Source organism: Enterococcus sp. AN402 (assembly GCF_040719405.1).
GTDB classification, from domain to species: domain Bacteria; phylum Bacillota; class Bacilli; order Lactobacillales; family Enterococcaceae; genus Enterococcus; species Enterococcus faecalis.
Genome location: NZ_JBFDTM010000004.1, coordinates 2,770,357 through 2,796,313, shown reverse-complemented (window position 1 = coordinate 2,796,313; position 25,957 = coordinate 2,770,357). Strand labels below are relative to the sequence as shown.

Sequence of the window (25,957 nt, the reverse complement as noted above, 5' to 3'; positions counted from 1 at the left end):
TATTTGTCCTCTTTTTCCACTATAATCAGTCTATACCAACAATGAAAAGGCATTCATTCTATTTTTAAAAAAATAAGATTGGAGGAACGTGTTAATGAAAAACCACTATTTGGATCAACGGATTCGGATTAAAAAACCGAATTTGAGCCTCACAGAAAAGAAAATTTCCGATTACTTTGTTCATTCTGAATCATTATTGACACAAATGACGTTAGAAAGTCTGGCCAACGAAATTGGCGTCTCCCAATCTTCCGTGTATCAATTTGTAAAAAAGATTGGCTATTCTGGGTTCCAAGAATTTAAAATTGATATCGCCAGAAATTCTAATTATCAGCCGACTTTTCAAAACGTCAATAGCGTGAATGGCGCCAATGATATTTCACCAGATGATGATAGTATTACCATTGCTAAAAAAGTCTTACAAGCCAATATTTATTCCCTCAGTAACGCCACACAGTTCTTAACAAAGGAGCTGTTAGATAACGTGTTGGCTTTGATGTACTCTGCCAAAACGCTTCACTTTTTTGGGCAAGGCGGCTCCTCGATTGTGGCTTTTGATAGTTTCCATAAATTCATTCGGACCAACTATCGATGCAACTACATTTTTGATTACCACATGCAGTTAAGCTTTGTCACAAAATTAACCAGTGAAGATTGCGTGTTTATTTTTTCCCATTCAGGCAAAACAAAAGAATCAATCAACCTAGCACGACAAGTAAAAAAAACCAACGCAAAAATGATTACGTTAACCGGTAACAGCGGTTCAGAGTTGGCAGGCTTGTCCGACGAAGCAATTATTGTCGTCACCGAAGAAGGCTTGTTTCGTGCGGAATCCTTGGCTTCACGGATTAGTTACTTAACGGTAATGGATATTTTATATACAAATACGATGTATCACAATTTTGATCAAAATGCCGATTCCTTGAAAAAAATCCGTGATAACATTAGCACGACTAAGACCGATCCGCATTATTTGTCGTAAAGATCTGAATGGTGCTTATTTTTGTAATATCGGTCCTCGCAAATTGGCTTTATACCGTGACTCTACATTTTATGAAGCAAGTGAACTATCATGGAGGTATTTCAAAAGCGACCAATTTTTTGGTCGCTTTTTATCTTGTGGGTAAAAATAAGTTAGAAAAAAGAACTTGGGGGTTATGTCCAAGTTCTTTCTAAATCTTAAGACAATTAGTTAATGCACGTGTTGTCTTAGCTTCATTTTAAATTTGCTTATTTCGTTCATTCCGTTACTTTAAATTGTTCGGACACATATTTAGCGTAAGTTTTATGTTTACTTACTAGCTCATCATGTTTTCCTGAACCAGTTACTTTCCCTTTTTCAACAAAGTAAATGCTATCCGCATCAACAATTGTCGACAATCTATGGGCAATAACCAATGTCGTTCGGCCCTCCATTAAATTGGACAATGCCTCTTGAACCTTCATCTCAGATTCTGAATCTAGGCTAGCAGTAGCTTCATCTAACATTAGAATCTTGGGATTCCGCAAGAATGCACGAGCAATTGCAATACGCTGTCTTTGTCCTCCAGAAATTTTAACGCCACGTTCACCGACTTCCGTATTCAATTTATCTGGCATTTCTTCTACAAATTTTCGCGCATATGCTAGTTCCAAGACATCCCATAGTTGTTCATCTGAGAAGTTTTCTTCTAATCCATACGTTAGATTATCTCTGATTGTCCCTGCCATAATCGCAGAATCCTGTGATACAAAGCCGATTTGACGACGATAATCTGATAATTTGATATCTTTTATGTCAATATCTCCAAATTTAATTTGTCCTTCTGTAGGTTCATAAAACCTTTCAATTAAACTAAAAATCGTCGATTTCCCGCCACCTGATGGGCCAGCAAAAGCAATTACTTGGTTTGGCTGAGCAGTAAAAGAAATGTCTGTTAAGATAGGTTCCTCTGGTGCATCTTCATAAGAAAATTTTACATTTTTAACTGATAAAGTCTTTTCCGATAAATCAATATCTTGTCCACTTTCAAAGTCTTCAGGTTCTCTAGATAACAATTCTTGCACTCGTCGTGTTGATCCTGCTGCTTTAGCTACTTCAGAAAATAACGTCGCAATGATTGGCATGGCACCAATAAGATTAAATAGATACATTAAGAAACTCATCAATGTTCCGATTGTCATCACACCAATGGCAATTCGATGCATCCCATATGCTAATAGCCCAAATACCATACTCATAAAGACCATCATCATAATTGGTTGCATAGATGCATCAAATATTGCTTCTTTTTTCCCTACATTAAATAACCGATCCACTTCATTTGCAGCACGAACCTGCGCCTGAGATTCAGCATTAGAAGTTTTGACTAAACGAATTTCACTCAACGTTTCAGTAGCAAGTCCATTAAATTGACTCATAGCATCTTGGCGAATGTGACTAACTTTTGAACCAAATGCCATTACTGGAATCATACAAAGGATTACAACAGGAACAGCAATTACCATAGCAAGCGACATATGCCAATCCATTTTAATCATCATATATACCGTACCAATAACTGTAATCACACTGGCAACTGTTTGAGGAAAAGTAACGGCTAACAATTGCTTAACTTGATTAGTATCATTTACGACCCGGCTGGATATTTCACCCGCTTTAACAGAGTCAAAATAAGAAACTTTTAGAATAGTTAATTTATTCCATAAGCGTTTACGCATATTTTGGATGACATTTTCACCAAAAATACCTAAAATTGTCCCTCCTAATGCAGAAACGAGTGCTGAAAATATAAATAATCCAACAACTTTACCTAATAAACTATAATCTACTCCCTTTTGAAAATTATTGACTAAACTTGAAGCAAGTTTTGGAACGTACACTTGGATACTAGAAGAAATCACAAGAAATATCATCCCAATGCCAAGCAGTAAATAGTTAGGCTCTGTCATCTTGATTAAGCCTAAAAATTCTTTAAACGAAAATTTTGTTTTATCTGCTCGGATAGAATCATGACTATTTTTGCCGCCTCCACCTACTGCCATTATCTTCTCCGACCTCTCTTCCATCCTTCAAAGCCACCGTATTCACCATTGAATTCACCAAATCTACCAAAGCCATCATGTCCCATCATCTGTTCTCTAGCTCTACCATATCTAGCTGATATTTTTCTGAAATGTTCCCAATTTTTATCGTCGCCAAAAATTGTTTCAATTTTATCTAAAAATTCTTCACTAGAAATATTCTTTTCTATACGTTCTAAATAATTATTTAAAGACTCTAGTTCCTCCTCTGAAAAGCCCTTAAACATTTCTTCATTAAATCCATTAGAAATATTTCCTTGAGTACTTAAACTTTCTCGTCCCTTATCGGTCAATACAACGAATGTGACCCGAGCATCTGATTCATTTTTGACTCGTTTAACTGCTTTAACAGACTCTAATTTTTTTATGATTTGTGTCACACTAGAAGGTTTTATATCTAAATATTCAGCGATTCTTCCAGCTGTTACATTTTCTTCAGAAGCAAGCAATTTTAACGTTTCAAAAGTGTTATCTGGTTTCTCCTCTATGCTAGAAGCAAAGATTAAGTAAGGTTGTTGAGCAATTTTTAATAGTTTATTTAAAATATCTGTTTTTTTCATAATTTCCTCCAAAAAATTTATTTAGTTTATATATAAGCTAACGAACTAAATAGTAATCTATTTAGTTTACTTTGTCAACAACAAACTAATTATTTATATGTAGATATAACCAAAATGAAAAATAGCATACAGAAATTGCCGATTTGTTTTATCGATTCATCTGTTCCTCTACTTAAAAATCTATTTGCCGATTCAATCATGAATACTAAAAAACGCTTGGCACAAGCCAAGCGTTTTGATTCTCTCTTTACATCGAACCTTTAAAAACATCTTTATTCTTAGCAAAATAATCAACACCAGAGTAAATGGTGAAAATCAAGCAGGCATATAGCATGATTTGATCTAGTGGTAGATGGAGTGCTGAAAATGGAATGTTGTTAATGAACAGTAAAATAATTGCAACCATTTGGGTAGCTGTTTTTACTTTTCCCGGCCAAGCTGCTGCCATTACTTCGCCATGTTCGACTAATAACAACCGTAAACCAGTTACTGCCAATTCACGACAAACAATAATTGCTACAATCCAAGCGGGTACTTTGCCTTGACCAACTAAGACGATAAAGGCGGTCATCACTAGCATTTTGTCCGCTAATGGGTCCGCAAATTTTCCGAAGTTCGTCACCAAGCCTTGCGCACGGGCAATTTTGCCATCCAACCAGTCTGTAAAACTAGCAACTGCAAAAATAATCGCGCCCACTAATTGGGTAACGGCTAACGTTGTGTCGCCAAAACTAATCGTTCCCCAGTCCATCGGCACCGACACAATAATAATAAAAATCGGAATCATAAATATTCTTAAAACTGTTAATTTATTTGGTAAATTCACTTCAATTGCCCCTTCCTTCTCCTATTCTATTTTACGTTATCTTGCTGGCAGTGTCACGAAAAAAAGAAAAGAATCTGGAATAATTGCCGTTTGACAGTTTATCCAGATTCTTCTTACACCATTTCTAACGATACGTAATCCCTAATGTAACATCCTTACGAATTAAAACTGGCGTTTTTTCCAGTGTTAAATCGGCGCCATCGACTTGAATGGCGACGTTATTTGAGGCGCCTAGAATCAGTGTTGCATTGGCGGCATTCGCAGGTAAAGCTGTTGTTTGGGTCTCTCCTGCTTGCAGGGTGTGTTGGTACGTATAGTTGCCATCGACCATCACGCCAATCCAGCAAGAGCCTTCAGTCCCTTTAAAGGTAATGTTGATTGGACTATTCGCATCTTTAACCGTTGCAGTTACTTGATTATTGGCATCACTCACCACAGCCACAGCTGTTTTCTTCTCTGGTTCGCTTGAAGAAGACGGCGGTGTACTACTTTGTGTGCTACTTTCTGGGGCTTGACTTGATTCTTTGGGTTTTTCCACACTGGCACTAGTTGCCGGTGTTTGAATAATCGGTTCGGCTTTTTGATCTTGCCACATAATATACAGCACCACGACCGCAATGGCTAAACCAATTAACGAAAAGGCAATGGCTGGTAAGTTCCGCAGTAACCAACTGGATTGCTTTTCTTCGTCATGCAATTGCTTACGTGATCCTTCAAGCTCTTCATACACTGGCTTGGGTTCTTCGACAATTGCTGGTTCTTTGCCATCATAGATATCTACCAATTGATTGCCATCTAAGCCGACCGCACTTGCATATTGGCGGATAAACGCCCGCACATAAAAGGTGCCTGGTAAGGACTCAAAATCGTTTTGTTCAATAATTTCTAAATATCTTTTTTGAATTTTTGTCATTTGTTGCAGTTCATCAATTGAGATGTTCTTCTGCAATCTTGCTTCTTTTAGTGTTTCTCCAATATTTATGCTGGCCACTCGTCCATCTTCTCCAGTCTATTTTGTTAATTTATCGATTGTCTCATCAGTCTTTTTCAATTGCCAAGGAAAACATTCCCGTCCTTTAAGAATACCACAAAAGAAGCCAACTGAGGATAACAAAATTGAAAGATTTCAAAGATTTTTCTTTTTCTTAAACAGTTGGTTTATTGCTCGGTTTCTCCTTTAGGATACATGTAGAAACGGCTCAATCCTTCTTCACGAATCAAGGTCTCTGCTACTTGGCGGACGTCGGCTAATTGAATGCTTTCAATGACTTCAATCTTATCAAACAGCGTGGTTTCCCCAAACAATGATTGTGAAAATTGGTTGGCGATATACTCTAAAGAGTTTAAGGATTGGAAATATTTACCAATCATTTTTTTCTTCAATAAGGACAAATTTTCTTCCGTTAATTCTGGACTTGTTGTGGCAGATAATAAAATAGCTTCAATTCGTTCTGCTAAGACTTCTGGTTGCTCACTATCGCCGCCAATATCCGCAAAATGGAAACTGCGATCTAAATTAAAGTCATAACTAAAACTATCATCTAACAAGCCTTCATCATAAAGAGCCAAATAGTTTTGAGAGGTATTACCAAACAATAATTGTAACAACAAGTTCACGGTGACTTGATATTTCATTAAGTCACGACCCGTTGTTGGCACTTCATCTAAGCCTTTCAAGCCAACAAGCACTTTTGCCCGTGTGACTGCCATTTCAATGGCGCTCTCTTTGACAATGTCAGCAGCTGTTTCTTCAGGAAAATGCCGACGAATAGGTTGGGCGGCAGGAAACTCTTTCGCCGCTTGATTTTCACGAATGAACGCCATTAACGCTTCGGGGTCCATTTTCCCTACCACGAACAAGGTCATATTACTTGGATGATAAAACGTATTGTAACATGTATACAAATCCTCTGCGGTAATCTCCGCAATACTTGCCACTGTGCCGGCTATATCAATATGCAATGGATGTTTCGGATAAAGGTTACCTAAAATACCAAAGAACAAGCGCCAGTTAGGATCATCTAAATACATTTGAATTTCTTGTCCGATGATGCCTTTTTCTTTTTCGACCGTTTCCTTCGTGAAATACGGCGATTGCACAAAATCAAGCAACGTTTCTAGATTTTGTGTCACTTGATCCGTCGTTGAAAACAAATAACTCGTTTTCGTAAAACTGGTAAAGGCATTCGCTGAAGCCCCTTGTTGCCCAAATTTTTGGAAGACATCGCCATCTTCTTTTTCAAACATTTTATGTTCTAAAAAGTGGGCGATTCCGTCAGGCACTTCAATCATTTCCTCTTGACCAATTGGCACGAACGTATTGTCAATTGAACCATAATCAATCGTAAACAAGCCATACGTTTTTTGGAAATCATTTTTCGGTAATAGGTAAACCTTTAAACCATTTTCCAGTGTTTCTGTATACAATGTTTCTTTAATTTGTGCATAGTCTTTTTTAATCATTTTCCGTGTCTCCTTCCAAAAAGAAGATTGCTTGAAGTTCCAAGCGCTTGGCTATTTCTTGGATTTCTGGAATAGTCACGGCATTAATCCGCGCAATCCATTCCTCCGCCGTCAGCATCGTCTGTGGCATTAATTCGTTCAAGTATTCTTTTTCCAGCCACGCGCCTGCATTATCTAACGCTAAGATATACTGATTTTTTAGCATTGCTTTCGTTTGTTCAATTTCTAATTCGCTAATCTTACCTAAGCGAATATTTTCCAATTCTGTCGAAATCAAACGCAAGACCTGATTCCGATTTTTGCCATCGATCCCTGTTTGAACCGTCATGAAGCCACGGAAAGTGTCGATACTACTAGAAGCATAATACGCTAAATGCTCTTTTTCACGGACATTCATAAATAATTTAGAATGCGGGAAACCGCCAAAAATCCCATTAAACACTTGCAACGCAAAATAATAGCTATCGCCATAATAAATATCCGTGTTGTAAGCCAAGTTTAATTTCGATTGGGCTAACACCTCACGCTCGGTCCGCTCTTCAATCACGTTGCGAATTGGTTGATTGTAGAAAATCGCGGCTTTGCCTTCTTCACGAGGCGTAAACGGTAATTGCTTGAATAATGGCACTAACTCCGCCTCATTGACATCACCTAAAACAAAAATATCCACTTGATCTTCCGCCAGCATTTTTTGATAATATGCCGCTAATGACGCCGCTGTTTCCTCAGCTAACGCCGCAACAGTCCCGAAACTAGGGATTTTTTGATCCTCCGATTGATTAAAATAGACACTTTGAAGCACCAAAGAGGCATAGGTTTGCTTATCCTCCACAATACTTTCCAAGTACGCTTTCAAGTTCTCTTTTTCCCGTTGGAAGGTTTCCGCCTCAAATTGGCCCGCTTGAATATTGGGGGCAAAAATAATTTCCTTCAAAAAGTCCACCGCTTCGGCGAGAACCTGACTATCCTGTAAATAATGATCATTGACAATGTTCATAGAAATATTAAACCAATGTTGATTGCCTTTTTTGGAAACGCCAATCCCAAAGCTGGCGCCGTAAAGTTCCGCCAAACGCTCACTTAACTTGACTTGATTCGGGTAATTCAAGCTGTTGGTTTCCATCAAACTGGACAACAGCGTTCTTTTTGTAATGGTTTCATGATTTAATCGTGTATTAAAGCGGACTAAAAGACGCACCGTTTTATATTTTTCTGTAGGAATGACGTGTAAATTCACGCCTTTAACTAATTGAACAGACATTGCCGCATCGCTCCTTCATTTGCTTCATCTTACCTAAAGAATGCTGTGAAATATATGTATCGCGTAAATTCTAAAGCATTTTTTAATGTTTTTTCCAATAGCTCCATTATAACACAGCTTCAGGTGCTTTCTGAATGATAAGAGTTTTTCAGTTCAAATTTTCAAGAAGATTCGGTATACTGTTTTTAAAGTGAGGAGGGAAAAAAGAATGATTAAAGAATTTAAAGAGTTTATCATGCGCGGGAGTGTCTTAGACCTAGCCGTTGGTGTTGTCATTGGTAGTGCGTTTACAGCGATTGTGACACAAGTGGTGGAAGGCTTGATTACCCCGTTAATTAGTCTGATTTTTGTCTTGACGACTGGGAAAAAGAGTGCCGACGATGCATTGGGAGCCCTTGTCTATAAAGTCGAAGGCGTTGAATTCAATATTGGTAGCGTGATTAGTGCACTTATTACATTTTTAATTACGGCCTTCGTCCTCTTCTTAATTGTCAAAGCGGCCAACAAAATGAAAAACCGCGGCAAAAAAGAAGAAGCGGCAGAAGAAGAAGTGGTACCAACGAGCGAAGATTACTTAAAAGAAATTCGCGACTTGCTAGCGGCGCAAACACCGCCTGCTGAAACTGTCAAAACAGACAGCACTTTCACAGAGAAATAAGCAAAAAGTCATCCTAAGGGGATGACTTTTTTGTTTGGACTTACACAGATGGTCCTGCGACGAGGTTCCATGTGATACTGCCTGTGTAGGCCCCTGCTTTAATATTGTTGGCTGGTGTTGTGATGTTTAAAGCTGTATTAAACAGTGAAAATTGCCATAATCCTTGGCCTTGACCAGCTGCTGCGTTAGCCATTAATTGGGCTTCCCCGCCTAAATCAAGGGTCCAATTTTGCGGAGCAGCCAGTTGTGGTCTGACTTCTGGCGCAGAGACTGCTGTCGTCAGAGCTACATAACTATTGCTTGTTGCCTCGTATTCCAAATCAAGTTGAGTAATCAGCGCCACTTTAATGTTGCCTTGTAAGCTTTCAGTGCCTAATTTTAGGCCATTAGATTGGGCCGTTAAATGCCAACCTTCTTTGCCGCCGCGTACGTCACCAACACCAATCATTTCTGTATGGCCGTTGATGGCTTCTGGGTCTCTTTGGTTAAGAATTGGTTTCGTTAAATCATCAGAAATTGATAATTTCCCAAAATTAAATTCGCGAGGAATAAACAGTAAATCGAAGTTACTGTTTGAGCCATTCGGGTCTGGATCAACGGTATTGGCATCGCCGTTGCCGTCTGGCAACGTGCCGCCTTCAAATTCTGCTGTGACTGGTGTATTCCCTGTCGTAGTCGCCTGTACCGAAAGTGGTGCTAAACTTGCGCCAACAACTGCGCTACCAACTAATAAACTTGTCATCATTTTCTTTTTCATTTGTGTTCTTCTCCTTTACGATTGAATGATTATTAGAGGGCAGACCAGCAGCAGTTACCAGCTGATGGTCCGTCCTCTGTTTTTCGTTGCTTGTGCTTAGATTGATGGTCCCGCGACGAGGTTCCATGTGATGTTGCCTGTGTAGGCGCCTTTTTTCAGTTGTTGCATTGGAGTTGTGACGTTTAATGTCATATCATCAAAACGCCCTGCCCAAGTACCTTGACCTTTTCCAACAGTAGCATTCATTAATAAAGTAGCACCACCACCAATTTTTATGCTTGTTCCACTGAAATCAGGCGCCGTTGGGTCATTAGCAATATTTATTCCATTTTGGACAATTGCGGCTACATAATATCCTTTTTCAGTTTCAGGAGTGAGATATTGTGCATAACTAGCAGTTAAAGCTATGTCGATAGTCCCAGCTAATTGCTCTGTGCCGTTAGTCAATCCAGCTATTTCACTGGTCACATGCCAACCTTCTTTCGTTCCTCGTAAGTCCCCTACCATAACACTTCTAAAGCGTTCATTAGTAGGCAACTTGATAGCAGATAAATCTTCGCCAATTTTTGTCAAAGGAAAGTTCAATCCTTTCGGAACTGCCAATAAATCAAAATCTGTATTAGATGTACCAGGATCTGGATCTACAGTACCAATTTCATCACCTTGGTCTGGCAACACCCCTCCACCAAACTCTACCTGCACTGGCGTATTCCCTGTCGTAGTCGCCTGTGCCGAAAGAGGTGCTAAACTTGCGCCGACCACTGCGCTACCAACTAATAAACTTGCCATCATTTTCTTTTTCATCATAATATGTACATCTCCTTTTACTGTATGAATTTCCAGAGCGCGCGGTTCTTTTTTCTGCGCTTCCGAAGCTATAGCCTTATTATACAAGAATCTGCCCTCTTCGTAATTTTAAATATTTAACAGCCATTCGTAAAAATTGATGATTCCTTTAAAACCAAGCGTTCCTCTTGATTTCAAGCTTTAATTTCAGCACTTTTTGATATTTATAAATGTTATTTAATGATTTTTTCGTCAAATTCGTTTAAAAAACAAGGAAAAAACGTCAAAAAGTAAGAGTTAGACCTCTACTTTTTGACGTTTTCTCCTAAAATCTTATACATTTACCGGCGGTTCTTGCGAAAAAACCGTCAATTTCCATTTAATGACAGCCGTTTTTATATTTGTTCATCACTAAGACTTACAATTTACGGCGACGAGCGAATTCCACAAACTTAAATTTGTTTAAGCGGTGACGAGATTCCGTATAGCCAAAACAGCGGGTATCTTCCAAGTTCATGATACTGCGGACCACGACGACATGATTGCCTTCGACTTCACCAATCAGCTGCTTGTCCATCTCTGTGAGCGGTTCCACGGTAATCTCTTTCTGGGCATAACTAATCGCCAAGCCAAGGTCGTTTTCCAGATAATCGAAAATCGAATCTTCGGCACGGTGCTTCGGCAGTTCAGGGACAATCTCTTTAATCAAGTAATCAATATCTAAAATATCGACTTCCCCTTCAATCTCCCGTTGCCGAACTAAGCGCCACACAGGGGCCCCTTCCGTCCAGCCAGTCAACTGAGCCAAGTTGCGCTCCACAGGAATTTCTTCTAAGGAAACCACATGAGTATGACTTTCAATATGCTGCGTTTGTTGTAACTCCTTGTAACTGGTCACCCCTGAAATAGGAAAATTAAACTTTTTAAAGTTGAGCACAATCGAGCCTTTGCCTTGTTTTTTCTGAATGTAGCCAGCGTTAATCAGTAAATTCAAGGCTTTCCGAATTGTTTCACGGGAAACATTGTAAGTTTCCACTAATTGATTTTCACTAGGTAATAAATCGCCTGGCTGATAGTCGCCTTGGACAATTTGTTGTTCTAATTCTAAAAATATGTCATGAAACTTGTTCATGCCGATCCTCCTCTACCAACAATTTCTTTTCTAAAAGCATAGCATATTCCCTCCGAAAAACCTAGAGCTGGTCAGAAAAATCCCCCGCACTTTCTGCCTTGCTTACGCCACAAACTCCCCCAGCCAAACCACTGATTGACCGCCTTTTTTTCGGACCCAGCGCAGTCTGTTGCTGCCCCCTTCTGGAAAAGTTTTCCCAAGAATCTAGGGAAAATCCTTGTAATTCTGATTCGTTCATACTATACTGTAGTCAAACACAACATGTCTATACAAGTTTACAAGGAGGCGCCAAACATGACCATTTTAGAATTAACATTCGCAACGAACCAACTAACGACGACTTTTTTTAACCATAAATTGGAACCGCTTCACCAAAAAACATTCCCTTTTGAAGCCTTGACTATCGAAGAAACGGTTCCTGAACTGTGCCAATTGATTGTGGCAGAGGCTGCGCCGATTCTGGGGGGGATTGTGGCTGATTTCCCAGCGGATTTCTTTTCGCCAGAGGAAACGTTGGCGCTGGTTCCGCAAGCGGTGATTCAAGCATTCGCGGAACAGTTGAACACGCCACTTTTAACGGCAGCCGAACAAGCGGCGGCACCGAATCTGCTGGCAGCATTTGAAGAAAAACGGCAGTATCTGGCTTGGCATTTAGATTATTATGGCTACGTACCTGGGAAAAATGAATATGCGGTGGAGTCCCTGTTAACTGTCGGCAATGGCTTTTTAGGCTTGCGCGGCACGACACCTGAGATGACGATTTCTGATGATCATTATCCAGCGACCTATATTGCGGGGCTTTATAATACAGCGGCTTCGGAAGTTGCGGGTCAAGTAGTGGAAAATGAAGATTTCGTCAATGCTCCTGACAACCAACACATCGCTTTAAAAATTGGCAATGCCACCGACTGGTTAACGATTTCTCCAGACACGCTACAACAATTACATCGTCAATTGAACTTGAAAACGGGATTGTTTGTCGCAGAAATGATTTTGAAAGATGCGGACAATCAGCAAATTAAATTAACGACGAAAAAAATCGCCAATATGGCACAGCCGAATGACTATCATCTGCAATATACGTTTGAGCCGTTAAACTTTTCAGCCCCAATTACTTTGAAAACCGTCACGGATGGCAGTGTCTACAACTATAACGTGGTGCGGTATCGCAACTTAACAGCGAAACATTTTCAGGTGACAGCATTAAGCGCGCAGGAAAACAAAACCGTGATTGAGGTTTGTACCAATCAATCCAACTTGAGCGTCCGAGAAACGGCCTTGATAACCGGTGATTTTTTTGAAAAAGAAGCCATTATGATTCAAGAAGAAGCGGAAAAAATCGCCCAAGTGGTGACCGTGATGGCGCACCAAGGAACGCGCTATACGCTAGAAAAACAAGTCTTTGTGCAAGCCAGCCACGCCGAACAAAGTTGGCAGGTACCGTTTACGCCGAAGGACTCTTTTGCGGCCGCCGCTCAGGAAAGCGCCCGCGCTTGGCAAACTCTTTGGCAACAAGCCAACATTACTGTGACAGGCGATTTGATGTCTCAAAAACTTTTACGGATTCACAGTTATCACTTGCTGGCTTCGGCTTCGCCTTTTAGTAACCAAGCCCAAGCATTAGACGTCTCGATTACCGCCCGAGGCTTGCATGGTGAAGCGTATCGTGGACATATTTTCTGGGATGAAATTTTTATTTTACCTTTTTATATTCAACATTATCCTGACACAGCGAAACAATTGTTGCTGTATCGTTACCACCGATTAGAGAAAGCGAAGGAGAATGCGGCGGCCAGCCAGTATCGTGGCGCAATGTATCCGTGGCAATCAGGGCGTGATGGGCGTGAAACCACGCAAAAACTTCACTTAAATCCGTTGAATGGACATTGGGGCGAGGATCATAGTATTCTGCAACGGCATGTGTCCCTAGCGATTGCTTACAATGCTTGGTTGTATTGGCATAGTACACAGGATCATGAATTTATGAAACAATATGGCGGCGAAATGTTGTTAGAAATCGCTCAATTTTGGAACAGCGCTGCGACGTTAGATGACGCAACAGGACGGTTCTTTATTGATAAAGTGATGGGACCTGATGAGTTTCACGAGGGCTATCCAGACCAAGCGGAAAGCGGCTTGAAAAACAACGCCTATACGAATTTGATGGTGGTTTGGCTATTCGAAGAATTAACCAACATTTTGGCACTTTTCTCTGAGGAAGAACAGGCACAACTTTTTGCCAAAACTCAGACCTCTTCGGCTGATCTAGCCCGCATGCAGCAAATTCAAAATTCACTGGAAATTGAAGTTAATTCTGACGGTATTATTGCGCAATATGAAGGGTATTTCGGCTTAAAAGAGATTGACTGGGCGGCGATGAAAGAGAAATACGGCAATATTTACCGCATGGATCGAATTTTAAAAGCCGAAGGGGAATCCCCCGATGATTACAAAGTGGCGAAACAAGCCGACACGTTAATGTTGTTCTACAACTTAGACAAAACTCGGGTGGATCAAATTTTAGAAGATTTAGGGTATCAATTGCCTGCGGATTATTTGGAAAAAAATCTTTTGTATTATCTAAAACGGACGTCTCATGGTTCGACTTTGTCACGAATTGTTCATGCCCAATTGGCAGAAATGGCGCAATTCCATGAGCTATCTTGGCAACTTTATCAAGAAGCGTTGTATTCCGATTATCGTGACATTCAAGGTGGCACGACCGCTGAAGGGATTCATACAGGGGTCATGGCTGCGACGATTCACGTTACTTTAGCGACGTATGCAGGCGTTGACACGCGCCAGAAAGAGTTATCAATTTGTCCAAACTTACCTGAACATTGGCAAGCGCTGGCCTTCCAGTTTATTCATCAAGGCGTGACCTATCAATTTTCATTAACACAAACCAGTGTCACGATTACAGCAGATAAAGACACACAATTATTGGTTCAGGGCGCGTTGATTCCGTTAACCGCCGAACGACCAAAAGAAGTACATTATCAATAAAGGAGCGAACCACAATGACGATTGGATTTATTTTTGATTTGGATGGTGTCATTACAGACACCGCCAAATTTCATTATCAAGCTTGGAAAGCGTTGGCCGATTCGCTAGGTATCCCCATTGACGAAACCTTCAACGAAACATTAAAAGGCATTAGTCGGATGGATTCCTTGGACCGCATTTTAGCCCATGGCCACCGTGAAAATGCGTTTACTCCAGCAGAAAAAGAAGCCTTAGCTCAGCAAAAAAATGACCACTACGTTCAATTATTAGAACATTTAACAACAGAAGATGTTTTACCTGGTGTCGTGCCATTGCTACAGCAAGCCCAAGCACGTCACATTCCCTGTGCCGTGGCTTCGGCTTCAAAAAACGCACCCCTGATTTTGGAAAAATTAGGCGTGCGTGCGTACTTCGCCACAATTGTCGATCCCGACTCGTTAAGCAAAGGCAAACCTGATCCTGAAATCTTTTTAGCCGCCGCTAACAGTATTGGCGTGCTACCGCAAAACGCCATTGGCTTTGAGGATGCACAATCAGGCATTGACGGCTTGAAAGCCGCGGGCATCTATGCCGTCGGCTTGTCGGCCAGCCAACCCTTAATCGGAGCCGACATGCAAGTCTCTGAAATGACTGAACTAAGCGTTGATGCACTGCTCAATCGCTAAAGAAGGACACGAACCTTTAGCAGCAGGCACCTCTTTTCATCTACATTGTATCTATGCTAGAATGTAGATGAAAAGAGAGAGATGCGTCAACATACCTCTCTAGTGTAGAGCCGTTTGAGACGGTGACCGATTTTGTTACAAAAAATAACCGTACTCGATCAAAGTTGACGGTTATTTTTTCTTGTCATTTTTAACAGCTTTTATAATTTCACGGATTAACGCTAAATTTATTCGTGCTTTTCGGGAAAATGTGCTATAATGAAAATGAAAAGAGAGATATGCGTCAACATACCTCTCTGATGTAGAACCGTTTAAGACGGTGACCGATTTTGTTACAAAAAATAACCGTACTCGATCAAAGTAAACGGTTATTTTTTATTGTCATTTTTAAGCAATTTCACAATCAGCGCAATCAAAGCAATGGTAAACATACCAAACCCTAGGATCGTCTGAATTGTTTCATATGCTGACAACAGGCCTCTCCTTTCTGTAAATTTTGGAAGTACGCTCATACGCACCACCTCACCGAAAGAGGAAAGTCTCTGCTCCTACGCTTCTCACTTTGTTGCGATGCTCGTCGCAAAGCGCATGTTCCTTTGCGCTTGCCTCCGCCTTAACTTCTCTACACTTATCGTATATCATGAATGCCTAATAAATATTCAGGTTACAATATTTTTTTAGATAAAATGATTTAGAGAAAAAACCGCCCACATCAGAAAAATGATGTGGGCGGTTTTTTGTAATTATTTATTTTTTGTTTCAAATAACGGACTAACTGGTTTGTTTTCGTGGATACGTTTAATCGCATCTCCGATTAATTCACCAACGCTGACTTCGTCAATTTTTGCAATTTTACGATCATCAGATAGGTAAATAGAGTCTGTTACAACTAAGCGTTCAATTGCTGAATCTTCAATACGTTGTAAGGCTGGTCCTGATAAAACGGGATGTGTACAAGAAGCGTAAACGTCTTTTGCTCCGGCTTCTTTCAATGCGTTTGCAGCAAGAGAAATTGTCCCCGCTGTGTCAATCATGTCATCAATTAAGACACATGTTTTGCCTTCCACATGACCAATGATATTCATTACTTCTGCTACGTTCGCTTTTGGACGACGTTTGTCAATGATCGCAATTGGTGCTTTTAAGAATTCTGCCAATTTACGCGCACGCGTTACACCACCATGGTCAGGGGAAACAACAACGACGTCATCGCCTTGAATGCCGTGTTCGATGAAGTAATCGGCAATTAATGGTGCACCCATCAAATGATCCACTGGAATATCAAAGAATCCTTGAATTTGGACCGCATGTAAGTCCAATGTCAACATTCTTGTTGCACCAGCTTTTTCAATCATGTTTGCAACAAGTTTAGCAGTGATTGGTTCCCGGGCACGTGCTTTACGGTCTTGACGTGCATACCCATAATAAGGCATAACCACGTTAATTGTTTTAGCACTCGCACGTTTTAACGCATCAATCATGATTAATAGTTCCATTAAGTTATCGTTAACAGGGCTACTTGTTGATTGAATGACGTAAACATGTGCACCACGAATACTTTCTTCAATATTCACTTGAATTTCGCCATCACTAAATTGTGTTACAGAGCACTTTCCTAGCTCCACACCCACAGCATCCGCAATTTTTTCTGCTAAGGGACGATTAGAGTTCAAAGAAAAGATTTTCAATCTTGGATCAAAATAATGTTTCGACATTAGAACCTCCACTTTCTATTTCAGCCAATTCGTTAAAACTGAACAATACTTTCCTTCTAAAATAATAGTAGTCCTAGCCAAATAAATCAAGAGATTTTCTGTATTTCATACAAGATATTCATCAAAAGTCGCTTTCTTCTAACTATTTTATCGTATTTGTCTAAAAAATGAGGATTATTTGAATAAAGAAAGGTACTCGCCATAGCCTTCTTTTTCTAAATCTGCCACTGGCACAAATCTCAAAGCTGCCGCATTAATGCAATAACGTAAGCCGCCTTCTTGGAGTGGGCCATCAGTGAAAACATGCCCTAAATGTGAATCCGCTTCTTGACTGCGAACTTCTACTCGGTGCATGCCGTGACTAAAATCAGCTTTTTCTTTGACGCCACGTTTTTCAATTGGTTTGGTAAAGGATGGCCAGCCGCAACCAGCATCGTATTTGTCCAAGGAGCTAAACAACGGCTCGCCACTAACAATGTCTACATAGATTCCGTCTTGGTAAAAGTCATCATATTCTCCTGAAAAAGGGCGTTCTGTTGCGTTTTCTTGTGTGACGGCATATTGAAGATCCGTCAAGGTTTGTTTTAATTCTTCTTCTGTTGGTTTTGTCATTCTGTCCACTCCTTTTCTTCTGTTCAATTTATTGGGTTCAATGATACCACGTTTGCCAAACAGGCACCTAATAGTTTGCATAGTAAAAGACAGTCCTTTCTCTTTTTAACGAATGAAAAGGACTGTCTTTTATTAGTTGAATTCTTTTAGTAGTCGGGCTACTTTGGCAATTGGTAAGCCCATAATGGCGTAATAATCGCCGGCGATTGCTTCAATTAGTAATGCTCCTTGTCCTTGGATACCATAAGCGCCTGCTTTGTCGGCATATTCTGCGGTATCTAAGTAAGCATGGATTTCCGTGTCTGTCAGTGGATAAAACGTCACGGTTGAATGAACTGTCGCGGAGCGCTCTTTTTCCCCTTGTTTCAACGTCACACTTGTATACACGTCATGTGTTTTGCCACTTAGGAGGCGCAACATGCGATAACCGTCTTCCCGAGAAGTGGGTTTGCCGAGGATTTCTCCCGCCAATGCCACAATTGTATCGCAGCCAATGACTAGTGCTTCGGGGGATTGCTCTGCTATAGCCGCTGCTTTTTGGGCAGCCATTTGCGCCACATATTCTGCTGGTAAGCCGTCTTTACCAACAGTTTCATCGATATCGGCTGGTGCAATCGTAAAAGTTGGGACCACACGCTTTAATAACTCCTGACGGCGAGGAGATTGGGATGCTAAAATAATTTGCATAAAATGATGACGCCTCGTTTCTTTTTAATGGGGGTCTTGAATGCGTTTAAACATTCGTTCCATATCTGAATTCGTAAAATGAATCAGCACCGGACGTCCATGCGGACAATTAAACGGATTTTCGCACAAGGCTAAATCTTTTAATAGCACGCGTGCTTGTTGCTCATTGAGGTAATGATTGGCTTTGATGGATCGCTTACAGCTCATCATAATGGCAGTTGCTTCACGGAATTTTTTCACGCTGACCGAGCCAGTTGTTAGCAACATGTCAATCATCTCGCGAACAATGCTTTCCTCTTCGCCTGCAGGATACCAAGTTGGGTGCGCCCGCACAATGAAACTATTTTGTCCAAAGTCTTCCAAATGGATGCCGACTTCTGCAAGGGTTTCTTTCTGCTCTTTAATTTTCAAGGCATCACTATTTGGATAATCAATAACGATTGGTACCAATAATTCTTGTAAATCATCACTGACTTCGCCAATTTTTTCACGGAAGTACTCGTATTTAATTCGTTCTTGGGCAGCGTGTTGGTCGATAATAAACAGGCCATCTTTGCTTTGTGCGAATAAATAAGTTCCGTGCATTTGACCGAAGTATTCTAACTCAGGAAAACGTTCTGTCGGTCGTTCTTCTTCCAACTTATTCAGGGCTTGTTTCAGTTCTCTTTGACTCGCAGCGCTATTGGCATCGAATTCCGGGTGAAGTTTCATTTCTTCTTGGAAAACCTCGTCAGCAGCCTCTGATGAACGCAGAGAAGGTTCTGAATCAGATACTTTAGTTACTTTCGTTTCTTTGGCTATTATCTGTTGCTCATTACTAGATGTTTCCCAATGATTTGCGGAATCAACAGCTGCCGAAGAGGTTTCGTAAGCTGACGTTTCTTCCGCTACACTCGTTGATTCTGGCACTGGCGGCGCAAATGGGTCGTCCATTGGGTCCACTGCTCTTTCTGTCTGGTTGACAGTTTCAGGGGCGCTTGAGACTGGTGTTTCGTCTGTCGCATGTTCCGCATAGAAGCGACCCGTTGCGGGATTATAGCTTAAGCTGCCCGGTCGTTGTTTTACCGCAGGTTGTTCAGTCGATAAAGGAATTTCCATTTGTTCGGCTTTAGGTTCTGGCGGTAGTTTCTTTTTAAAACGCAAATTGTCTGCCGCATTGGGAATCAACTGTTCTTGGCTCAACACTTCTTGAATCGCCTGTTCAATTAATGCCATTAAATCTTTTTCTTTACTTAAACGAACTTCTTGCTTAGTAGGATGGACATTGACATCGACTAACAGCGGATCCATTTCAATTTCTAACACAGCAATTGGAAAACGCCCCACCATTAGTTTCGAACCATAGCCGGCTACAATTGCTTTATTTAACGCGAAATTTTTAATATAACGACCATTGATAATCGTTGATAAATAGTTGCGGCTGGCCCGTGTGACTTCTGGCAATGAAACATACCCTGTCAAAGTAAAATCAAGGTCTTTTCCTTCAATTTTCAACATTTTCTTTGCGGTACTAATGCCATAAATCCCGGCAATCGTTTGTTTTAAATCACCATTGCCTGTTGTACTCATCATTTTGTGGCCGTCATGAACTAAGCGAAAAGCGACTTTAGGGTGGCTTAACGCCAGACGATTGACAATGTCACCAATATTGGCCAATTCCGTTTGGATCGTTTTGACGTATTTCAAACGAGCGGGCGTATTATAAAATAAATTAGAAACGGTCATTTTTGTGCCTTTACGGAGGGCTGCTGGTCGGTTTTCTTCGACCTTGCCCCCTTTTAGAATCACATAGCTGCCTTCTTCTTCCTCAGCTGTGGCAGTTTCGACAATCATTTCAGAAACTGAGGCAATACTTGGTAAGGCTTCGCCTCGGAACCCCAAGCTGCGAATTCGGAACAAATCATCTCTTGTATGAATTTTGCTTGTGGCATGGCGTTTGAAGGCATTCAGTACATCTTCTTTGGCAATTCCTTCACCATTATCAATAATTTGAATGGTTTTCAAGCCAGCTTCTTCAATAAAAATATCAATTTGGGTGCTTCCTGCATCCAGTGCATTTTCCACCAATTCTTTGACGACAGAAGCGGGACGTTCAACAACTTCACCAGCAGCAATCTGGTTGGCTAGTTGTTCGGATAGTTCTTGAATTTTCCCCATTTCACGACCTCCTAACCGGTTCGGTTCCTAATTAGATACGTTTTTGCAATTGATGAAGCATGTTTAACGCATCTAGTGGTGTCATTTCTAATAGATTCATTTTCTTCAATGTGTCAATGACACTTAATTCTTCTGTTGAAACTTCTTTAAATAATGAAAGTTGCTCGGTTTCTTCATGTACTTCTGAAACTTCTTCATGATGAACTGAAATTGGAATCGTTGTTTCTTCCGCTTCTAAAACGGATAAAATGGTGGCTGCTCGTTCTAAAAGCGGGCTTGGTAAACCAGCGATTTTAGCAACATGTATCCCATAGCTCTTATCAGCAGGTCCTTCCATCATTTTATGAAGAAAGACCACTTCGCCATCTTTTTCGACAGCGCCCACGTGAATATTCTTCAAGCCTTTTAAGGTTTCATCTAGAACAGTTAGTTCATGATAATGTGTAGAGAATAGCGTTTTGGCTTGTACTTCACGATGGATATATTCAATGATGGCTTGCGCTAGCGCCATCCCATCATAGGTTGCCGTGCCGCGTCCTAATTCATCAAATAAAATTAGGCTGTTAGGCGTGGCGTGTCGCAGTGCTTGGTTAGCCTCCATCATTTCTACCATAAAGGTACTTTGCCCTGCAATTAGATCATCAGAGGCCCCAATCCGTGTAAAAATTTGATCGAAAATTGGCATTTCAGCACTTTCCGCTGGTACAAAACAGCCAATTTGCGCCATGACCACCGTCAAAGCCAATTGACGCATGTAGGTACTTTTCCCTGACATGTTTGGTCCAGTAATCAAGAGAATATCTGTTTCTGGGTTCATGCGGATACTGTTTGGAATGTATTCTTGATGCCCTAAAACTTTTTCCACGACTGGGTGTCGTCCTTCGACAATCGCCAAATTTTTCGTGTTACTTCTTAACGTTGGTCGAACGTATTGATACCGTTCACTAATTGTTGCAAAAGATTGTAAAACATCAACCGCACTAATGGTTTTAGCCAGTGTTTGCAATCGATCAATATTCGTTTTTACTTGTTCTCTAACGGCCAAGAACAATTGATATTCTAGTTCAACTGATTTTTCTTCAGCTTCTAAGATTAAACGCTCTAGTTCTTTTAGTTCGGGCGTAATAAAGCGCTCCGCATTAGCTAATGTTTGCTTACGCTCGTATTTTCCTTCTTCTAAATTCGCTAAATTTGACTTAGTGATTTCAATGAAATAACCAAAGACACGATTGTAGCCAATCTTCAAGTTTTTAATCCCTGTTTCTTGGCGTTCTTTCGCTTCTAACTCCGCTAACCATTGCTTACCATTGCGCATGGCATCACGGTATTCATCTAATTGGTCGTTATAGCCGTCTTTAATAACATTTCCTTCAGTAATTTGTAAAGGGGCTTCTTCATTAATCGCCGTCGCAATCAATGCCACTAAATCTTCAACGGGGTTTAAGTCGACTAACAAATCATCCCATTCCCCTTGATTGATCCCGACAATTAACTGTCGAATCGTTGGTACTTGTTCTAAAGAGGTCCGTAATTGAATTAAATCACGCCCATTCACGCTGCCGAATGCCACGCGTCCTGCTAACCGCTCTAAATCATACACGTTCGTCAATGCTGCTTGCAAATCTAAGCGTTCAAAATAGGCATTTAATAAGGATTGCACCATTTCTTGACGCGCCTTAATTTGACGTTCCTGAATTAGCGGACGATCCAACCATTGTTTTAATAAACGGCCGCCCATAGCTGTTTTCGTTTCATCTAATAGCCACAAAAGAGTCCCTTTTTTCTGCCCTGTTCGAATCGACTGACTCAATTCTAAATTGAATTTAGAATAATGATCCATTTTCAAGAAATGATCTGGCTGATATTCCACAGCTTTCTGAATATGGGACAAGCTCCGCTTTTGGGTAACGGATAAATAAGATAATAATTTGCCTGTAATTTCAATTTCTAATGGATTAATCAGTTCATTGGTTAAAAAACTAAACTCGGCATTTTCTTCCACCGTTTCTTGTGTCGAAAAGATGATGTTTAAACGTAAACTTAAGTTCTCTTTTAACGATTCAGGAATCCCTGAGCCTAGGACCATTTCTTTTGTTTGCAACGCAGAAGCTTCGTTTAAAACGCCCTCTTCATCAGCCAAGACTGCTGTTTTTAATTCGCCTGTACTCAAATCTACATAGGCAAAACCAAACTGATTACCATCTGTTAGCACAGCAGTTAAGTAATTATTGTCTTTGGCTTCCAAGCCTTTACTATTCATCACCGTTCCTGGCGTTACCAACTGGACCACTTCTCGTTTGACCATGCCCTTGGTAGTCTTTGGATCTTCCACTTGCTCACAAATCGCTACTTTATAGCCTTGCTCAATCAACGTATCAATGTAGCCTTGCGCGGCATGATAAGGAACGCCACACATAGGAATCGGATCATCCGCATTGCGGTTACGACTGGTTAACGTCAATTCTAAGATTTGCGCTGCATTGATAGCATCTTCATAAAATAATTCATAAAAATCACCTAAGCGATAAAATAAAAACGCATCCTTGTATTGGGCCTTAATGGATAAATATTGTTCCATCATGGGTGTATTTTTTGTCTTTTGTGGCATTTAATTCCCTTCCTTCTCTAGCTCTTCGTTCACGCGGTATTGAATGAGCGCCGTGACATGTTGGACTAAGTCATTGGCTTCGATCAGTTGTTCGCGGTAGGCTACAACGAGTGGGTGCTCATCAAATTCTTTTGTTTTCGCATCGGCTCGTTGAATGGCTTCTTTTTCAGCAGTTGGTTTGCCATAGTGAGCAAATTGAACCGCATCTTTTTGCGCAGCTTTAATTTCTTCCACTAATTCTGTCAGCTTTTTGTTTTTCTTTACCTTTTCTTCAATCGCTTGGTAGCGCTGAATGACTTCATCTTGTCCAATTAAATGTAACAATTTTTCTAATTCTTTATTACTTTGTGCATCTAAATTCAACGGCTCCATTTTTTTCACCTTCATCTTTCACCGGCACTTTTTCTATAAGAGCAGAAAAAGTTAACCTCTTAATGATCCGAGATTAACTTTTCTTCTATTATTCTTGAAACGGGCGATCTTCGCTAATCTGAATCGGCTCAATCATCTTCGCTTGGCCCGTTTGGTCATCAATCTCTAAAATACAGGCAGATAAAATCGTCCGCCCTGTTTCGACTACTTCAAAGCGCTTCGGCAATGCTGTCATAAACTTCTCAATAATCGGTTCACGCTTCATTCCTAGAATCCCATCATAAGGACCGGTCATACCGACATCACTTAAGAAGGCTGTCCCTTTCGGTAAAATCCGAGCATCATTTGTTTGAACATGCGTATGTGTTCCAACAACGGCTGAAACTTGGCCATCTAAAAACCAGCTCATGGCTTGTTTTTCGCTCGTCGTTTCGCCATGAAAATCCACAAAAATGAGCGGTGTCCGTTTGCGAGCGATAGCCACTAGCTCGGCGGCTTTCTTGAAAGGATCTTCCAATGGCACCATAAATGTGCGGGCCTGTAAATTAATCACCGCTAGTTCCAATTGATTGACTTTCACAAAAACCATTCCTTGACCAGGCACATCTTCTGGAAAGTTCGCTGGACGAACCATTTTCTTCGCATCATCAATGAATTCAAAGATATCCTTGTTGTCCCACGTATGGTTACCCATCGTAACAACATCGACACCATCTTGCAAAAATTTCTTATAAATCTTGCCAGTAATTCCCCGACCAGATGCCGCATTTTCACCATTGGCAATGGTCACTTGTGGACGATATTTCTTCTTTAATTTAGGGACATACGTTGCTAAGGCTTCTCTTCCTAAAGAACCGACAACATCTCCTATAAATAATATACGCAAAAAGGTTCCTCTTCTCTTTTTAACATCTCTTGTTTATTATAGTTGTTTTCGCTTTGAAAAGAAAGTTTTGGTTTTAAAAGATTAAAAAAAGTGTCTCAACGAACAATCCTTGCAATTGTTCGTTGAGACACTACACGCTATTCTTATTCGCTTTTTATTTTATTTCGCATAGTCAACGGCACGTGTTTCACGGATAACCGTTACTTTGATATGTCCTGGATAATCCAAGTCATCTTCAATTTTCTTCCGAATGTCTCGAACTAAACGAACAGATTCTAAATCAGAAATTTCTTCTGGTTTCACCATGACACGAACTTCACGTCCTGCTTGAACAGCAAAACTTGAATCAACGCCTTCAAAACTATTAGAAATATTTTCTAAGTTTTCTAAGCGGCGAATGTAGTTTTCTAACGATTCACTACGTGCACCTGGACGGGCTGCAGATAACGCATCTGCGGCTGCCACTAAAACAGAAATAACTGAGGTTGCTTCCACATCACCATGATGCGAGGCAATGGCATTAATAACTACTGAATTTTCTTTATATTTCGCAGCTAATTCTGCGCCAATCTCAACGTGAGAACCTTCAATTTCATGATCCAATGCTTTCCCAATATCATGTAGTAAACCTGCACGTTTGGCTAATTGAACATCTTCGCCTAATTCGGCGGCTAAAACGCCAGCCAGTTTTGCTACTTCGATTGAATGGTTCAAGACATTTTGACCATAACTTGTTCTGAAACGTAAACGGCCTAAAATTTTAATTAAATCAGGATGTAACGTATGAGCACCTACTTCAAAGGCTGCTTGTTCTCCGTATTCACGAATCCGTTCATCCATTTCTTTACGTGATTTTTCTACCATTTCTTCGATACGAGCGGGATGAATCCGACCATCTTGGATTAATTTTTCCAAGGTCATTCGAGCGATTTCTCGTCTGATTGGATCAAATCCGGATAACACAACCGCTTCTGGCGTATCATCAATGATTAAGTCAATCCCTGTTAATGTTTCCAATGTACGAATATTACGTCCTTCACGACCAATAATGCGACCTTTCATCTCATCATTTGGTAAAGTGACCACGGAAACAGTTGTTTCAGAAACAGAATCGGCGGCGCAACGTTGAATTGCTAGGGAAAGCAAGTTCTTCGCTTTGCGATCAGATTCTTCTTTGGCACGTTGTTCTGACTCCTTGACCATCAAGGTTAGTTCATGATTCAACTCTTCTTCTGTTGACTTCATAATAATCGATTTTGCTTCTTCTTTTGAAAGGGAAGCAATTCGTTCTAATTCTTGATGTTGCTGATTAATTAAGTTTTCTACTTCTTTTTCTCGCTCATCAATTAATTGCTGTCTAGCACCAAGTTTCTCTTCTTTTTCTTCCAGTGAGCCTTCACGTTTTTCAAGAGAGTCATCTTTACGATCCAACGTTTGTTCCCGTTGAATTAAACGATTTTCTTGAGATTTAAGTTCTAATCTGCTTTCTTTCAACTCACTTTCAATTTCTGAACGATACTTCTGGTTCTCTTCCTTAGCTTCTAGCAATGCTTCTTTTTTCAGTGTTTCTGATTCTTTCCGAGCGTTCTCGAGAATACTCGACGCTGAAATTTTTGCACCATTTATTGCTTTATCATGACGTGACTTTGCAATAACAAATCCTAAACCAAGACCGACAATCAAACCGACGATAGCGAGGAGAATATTTAAAACCATATTTCCACCTCCATACTATCTTTTTGT

The 25,957-nt window shown here is 40.5% G+C and carries 22 protein-coding genes; 4 read left to right on the top strand and 18 right to left on the bottom strand.

Translation table 11 applies throughout. The annotated features are described in order from the left end of the window. Nucleotides 1-94: 94 nt before the first annotated feature. Nucleotides 95-982, top strand: coding sequence for a MurR/RpiR family transcriptional regulator (locus AB1I62_RS14960; RefSeq protein WP_367019389.1), 888 nt, complete (start codon nt 95-97; stop codon nt 980-982). A 257-nt stretch (nt 983-1,239) separates the two neighbouring features. Here AB1I62_RS14960 and AB1I62_RS14955 read toward each other — a convergent pair whose 3' ends face one another. The 6 genes from AB1I62_RS14955 to AB1I62_RS14930 all read right to left on the bottom strand — a co-directional run bounded on the left by AB1I62_RS14955 (nt 1,240) and on the right by AB1I62_RS14930 (nt 8,173). After that, on the bottom strand, nt 1,240-3,024 hold the full coding sequence (locus AB1I62_RS14955) for an ABC transporter ATP-binding protein (protein ID WP_077932656.1): 1,785 nt from the start codon (nt 3,022-3,024) through the stop codon (nt 1,240-1,242). Next, nucleotides 3,024-3,623 carry a MarR family winged helix-turn-helix transcriptional regulator gene (locus tag AB1I62_RS14950; RefSeq protein WP_002359022.1) on the bottom strand — a complete coding sequence of 200 codons (600 nt, stop codon included), beginning with the start codon at nt 3,621-3,623 and terminating at the stop codon, nt 3,024-3,026. Before AB1I62_RS14950 ends, AB1I62_RS14955 begins: the two co-directional genes overlap by 1 nt. Nucleotides 3,624-3,870: 247 nt before the next feature. Further along, nucleotides 3,871-4,449 carry a CDP-diacylglycerol--glycerol-3-phosphate 3-phosphatidyltransferase gene (pgsA, locus tag AB1I62_RS14945; RefSeq protein WP_002365382.1) on the bottom strand — a complete coding sequence of 193 codons (579 nt, stop codon included), beginning with the start codon at nt 4,447-4,449 and terminating at the stop codon, nt 3,871-3,873. 124 nt (nt 4,450-4,573) lie between these two features. Then, nucleotides 4,574-5,440 (bottom strand): RodZ domain-containing protein, encoded by an 867-nt coding sequence (locus AB1I62_RS14940; protein ID WP_367019388.1) that lies wholly within the window; start codon nt 5,438-5,440, stop codon nt 4,574-4,576. 167 nt (nt 5,441-5,607) lie between these two features. Continuing rightward, entirely contained in the window at nt 5,608-6,912 is a 1,305-nt protein-coding gene (locus AB1I62_RS14935; protein ID WP_048737426.1) for a pitrilysin family protein, read from the bottom strand. Continuing rightward, complete coding sequence (locus AB1I62_RS14930; RefSeq protein ID WP_048737424.1) at nt 6,905-8,173, bottom strand: pitrilysin family protein; 1,269 nt, start codon at nt 8,171-8,173, stop codon at nt 6,905-6,907. Before AB1I62_RS14930 ends, AB1I62_RS14935 begins: the two co-directional genes overlap by 8 nt. 208 nt (nt 8,174-8,381) lie before the next feature. On the opposite strand from AB1I62_RS14930, the gene mscL reads away from it, so the two are divergent. Further along, nucleotides 8,382-8,831, top strand: coding sequence for a large conductance mechanosensitive channel protein MscL (gene mscL / locus AB1I62_RS14925; RefSeq protein WP_002354883.1), 450 nt, complete (start codon nt 8,382-8,384; stop codon nt 8,829-8,831). Nucleotides 8,832-8,871: 40 nt separating this feature from the next. Here the strand turns inward: mscL and AB1I62_RS14920 are convergent, their stop codons facing one another. The 3 genes from AB1I62_RS14920 to treR all read right to left on the bottom strand — a co-directional run bounded on the left by AB1I62_RS14920 (nt 8,872) and on the right by treR (nt 11,506). Beyond that, a complete protein-coding gene (locus tag AB1I62_RS14920) occupies nt 8,872-9,588 on the bottom strand; it encodes a WxL domain-containing protein (protein WP_048737421.1) in 717 nt (238 codons plus the stop codon). Between the two features lie 96 nt (nt 9,589-9,684). Further along, nucleotides 9,685-10,392 carry a WxL domain-containing protein gene (locus AB1I62_RS14915; protein ID WP_025186757.1) on the bottom strand — a complete coding sequence of 236 codons (708 nt, stop codon included), beginning with the start codon at nt 10,390-10,392 and terminating at the stop codon, nt 9,685-9,687. 400 nt (nt 10,393-10,792) lie between these two features. Then, a complete protein-coding gene (gene treR / locus AB1I62_RS14910) occupies nt 10,793-11,506 on the bottom strand; it encodes a trehalose operon repressor (protein ID WP_002354877.1) in 714 nt (237 codons plus the stop codon). A 261-nt stretch (nt 11,507-11,767) separates the two neighbouring features. Between treR and AB1I62_RS14905 the strand changes: the two genes are divergently transcribed. Then, nucleotides 11,768-14,512 (top strand): glycosyl hydrolase family 65 protein, encoded by a 2,745-nt coding sequence (locus tag AB1I62_RS14905; protein ID WP_367019386.1) that lies wholly within the window; start codon nt 11,768-11,770, stop codon nt 14,510-14,512. A 14-nt stretch (nt 14,513-14,526) separates the two neighbouring features. Continuing rightward, a complete protein-coding gene (pgmB, locus tag AB1I62_RS14900; protein WP_002368467.1) occupies nt 14,527-15,177 on the top strand; it encodes a beta-phosphoglucomutase in 651 nt (216 codons plus the stop codon). Between the two features lie 368 nt (nt 15,178-15,545). Here pgmB and pepG1 read toward each other — a convergent pair whose 3' ends face one another. The 9 genes from pepG1 to rny all read right to left on the bottom strand — a co-directional run bounded on the left by pepG1 (nt 15,546) and on the right by rny (nt 25,930). Further along, nucleotides 15,546-15,689: a type I toxin-antitoxin system toxin PepG1 gene (gene pepG1 / locus AB1I62_RS14895; RefSeq protein WP_002392696.1), complete on the bottom strand. Its 144-nt coding sequence runs from the start codon at nt 15,687-15,689 to the stop codon at nt 15,546-15,548. A 231-nt stretch (nt 15,690-15,920) separates the two neighbouring features. After that, entirely contained in the window at nt 15,921-16,892 is a 972-nt protein-coding gene (locus AB1I62_RS14890) for a ribose-phosphate diphosphokinase (protein WP_002381060.1), read from the bottom strand. 174 nt (nt 16,893-17,066) lie between these two features. Further along, nucleotides 17,067-17,504, bottom strand: coding sequence for a peptide-methionine (R)-S-oxide reductase MsrB (msrB, locus tag AB1I62_RS14885; RefSeq protein WP_002354871.1), 438 nt, complete (start codon nt 17,502-17,504; stop codon nt 17,067-17,069). Nucleotides 17,505-17,636: 132 nt separating this feature from the next. After that, entirely contained in the window at nt 17,637-18,191 is a 555-nt protein-coding gene (locus AB1I62_RS14880) for a nucleoside triphosphate pyrophosphatase (RefSeq protein ID WP_002354869.1), read from the bottom strand. A 24-nt stretch (nt 18,192-18,215) separates the two neighbouring features. After that, a complete protein-coding gene (mutL, locus tag AB1I62_RS14875; protein WP_002368469.1) occupies nt 18,216-20,348 on the bottom strand; it encodes a DNA mismatch repair endonuclease MutL in 2,133 nt (710 codons plus the stop codon). A gap of 31 nt (nt 20,349-20,379) precedes the next feature. Continuing rightward, nucleotides 20,380-22,956, bottom strand: coding sequence for a DNA mismatch repair protein MutS (gene mutS, locus AB1I62_RS14870; protein WP_048737569.1), 2,577 nt, complete (start codon nt 22,954-22,956; stop codon nt 20,380-20,382). Further along, nucleotides 22,957-23,343, bottom strand: coding sequence for a YlbF family regulator (locus AB1I62_RS14865; RefSeq protein WP_002359008.1), 387 nt, complete (start codon nt 23,341-23,343; stop codon nt 22,957-22,959). 73 nt (nt 23,344-23,416) lie between these two features. Next, the gene (locus tag AB1I62_RS14860) at nt 23,417-24,214 is read right to left on the bottom strand and encodes a TIGR00282 family metallophosphoesterase (RefSeq protein ID WP_002354864.1); all 798 of its coding nucleotides are present in this window, start codon (nt 24,212-24,214) and stop codon (nt 23,417-23,419) included. A gap of 159 nt (nt 24,215-24,373) precedes the next feature. After that, nucleotides 24,374-25,930 carry a ribonuclease Y gene (rny, locus tag AB1I62_RS14855; RefSeq protein WP_002354863.1) on the bottom strand — a complete coding sequence of 519 codons (1,557 nt, stop codon included), beginning with the start codon at nt 25,928-25,930 and terminating at the stop codon, nt 24,374-24,376. Nucleotides 25,931-25,957 lie beyond the last annotated feature (27 nt).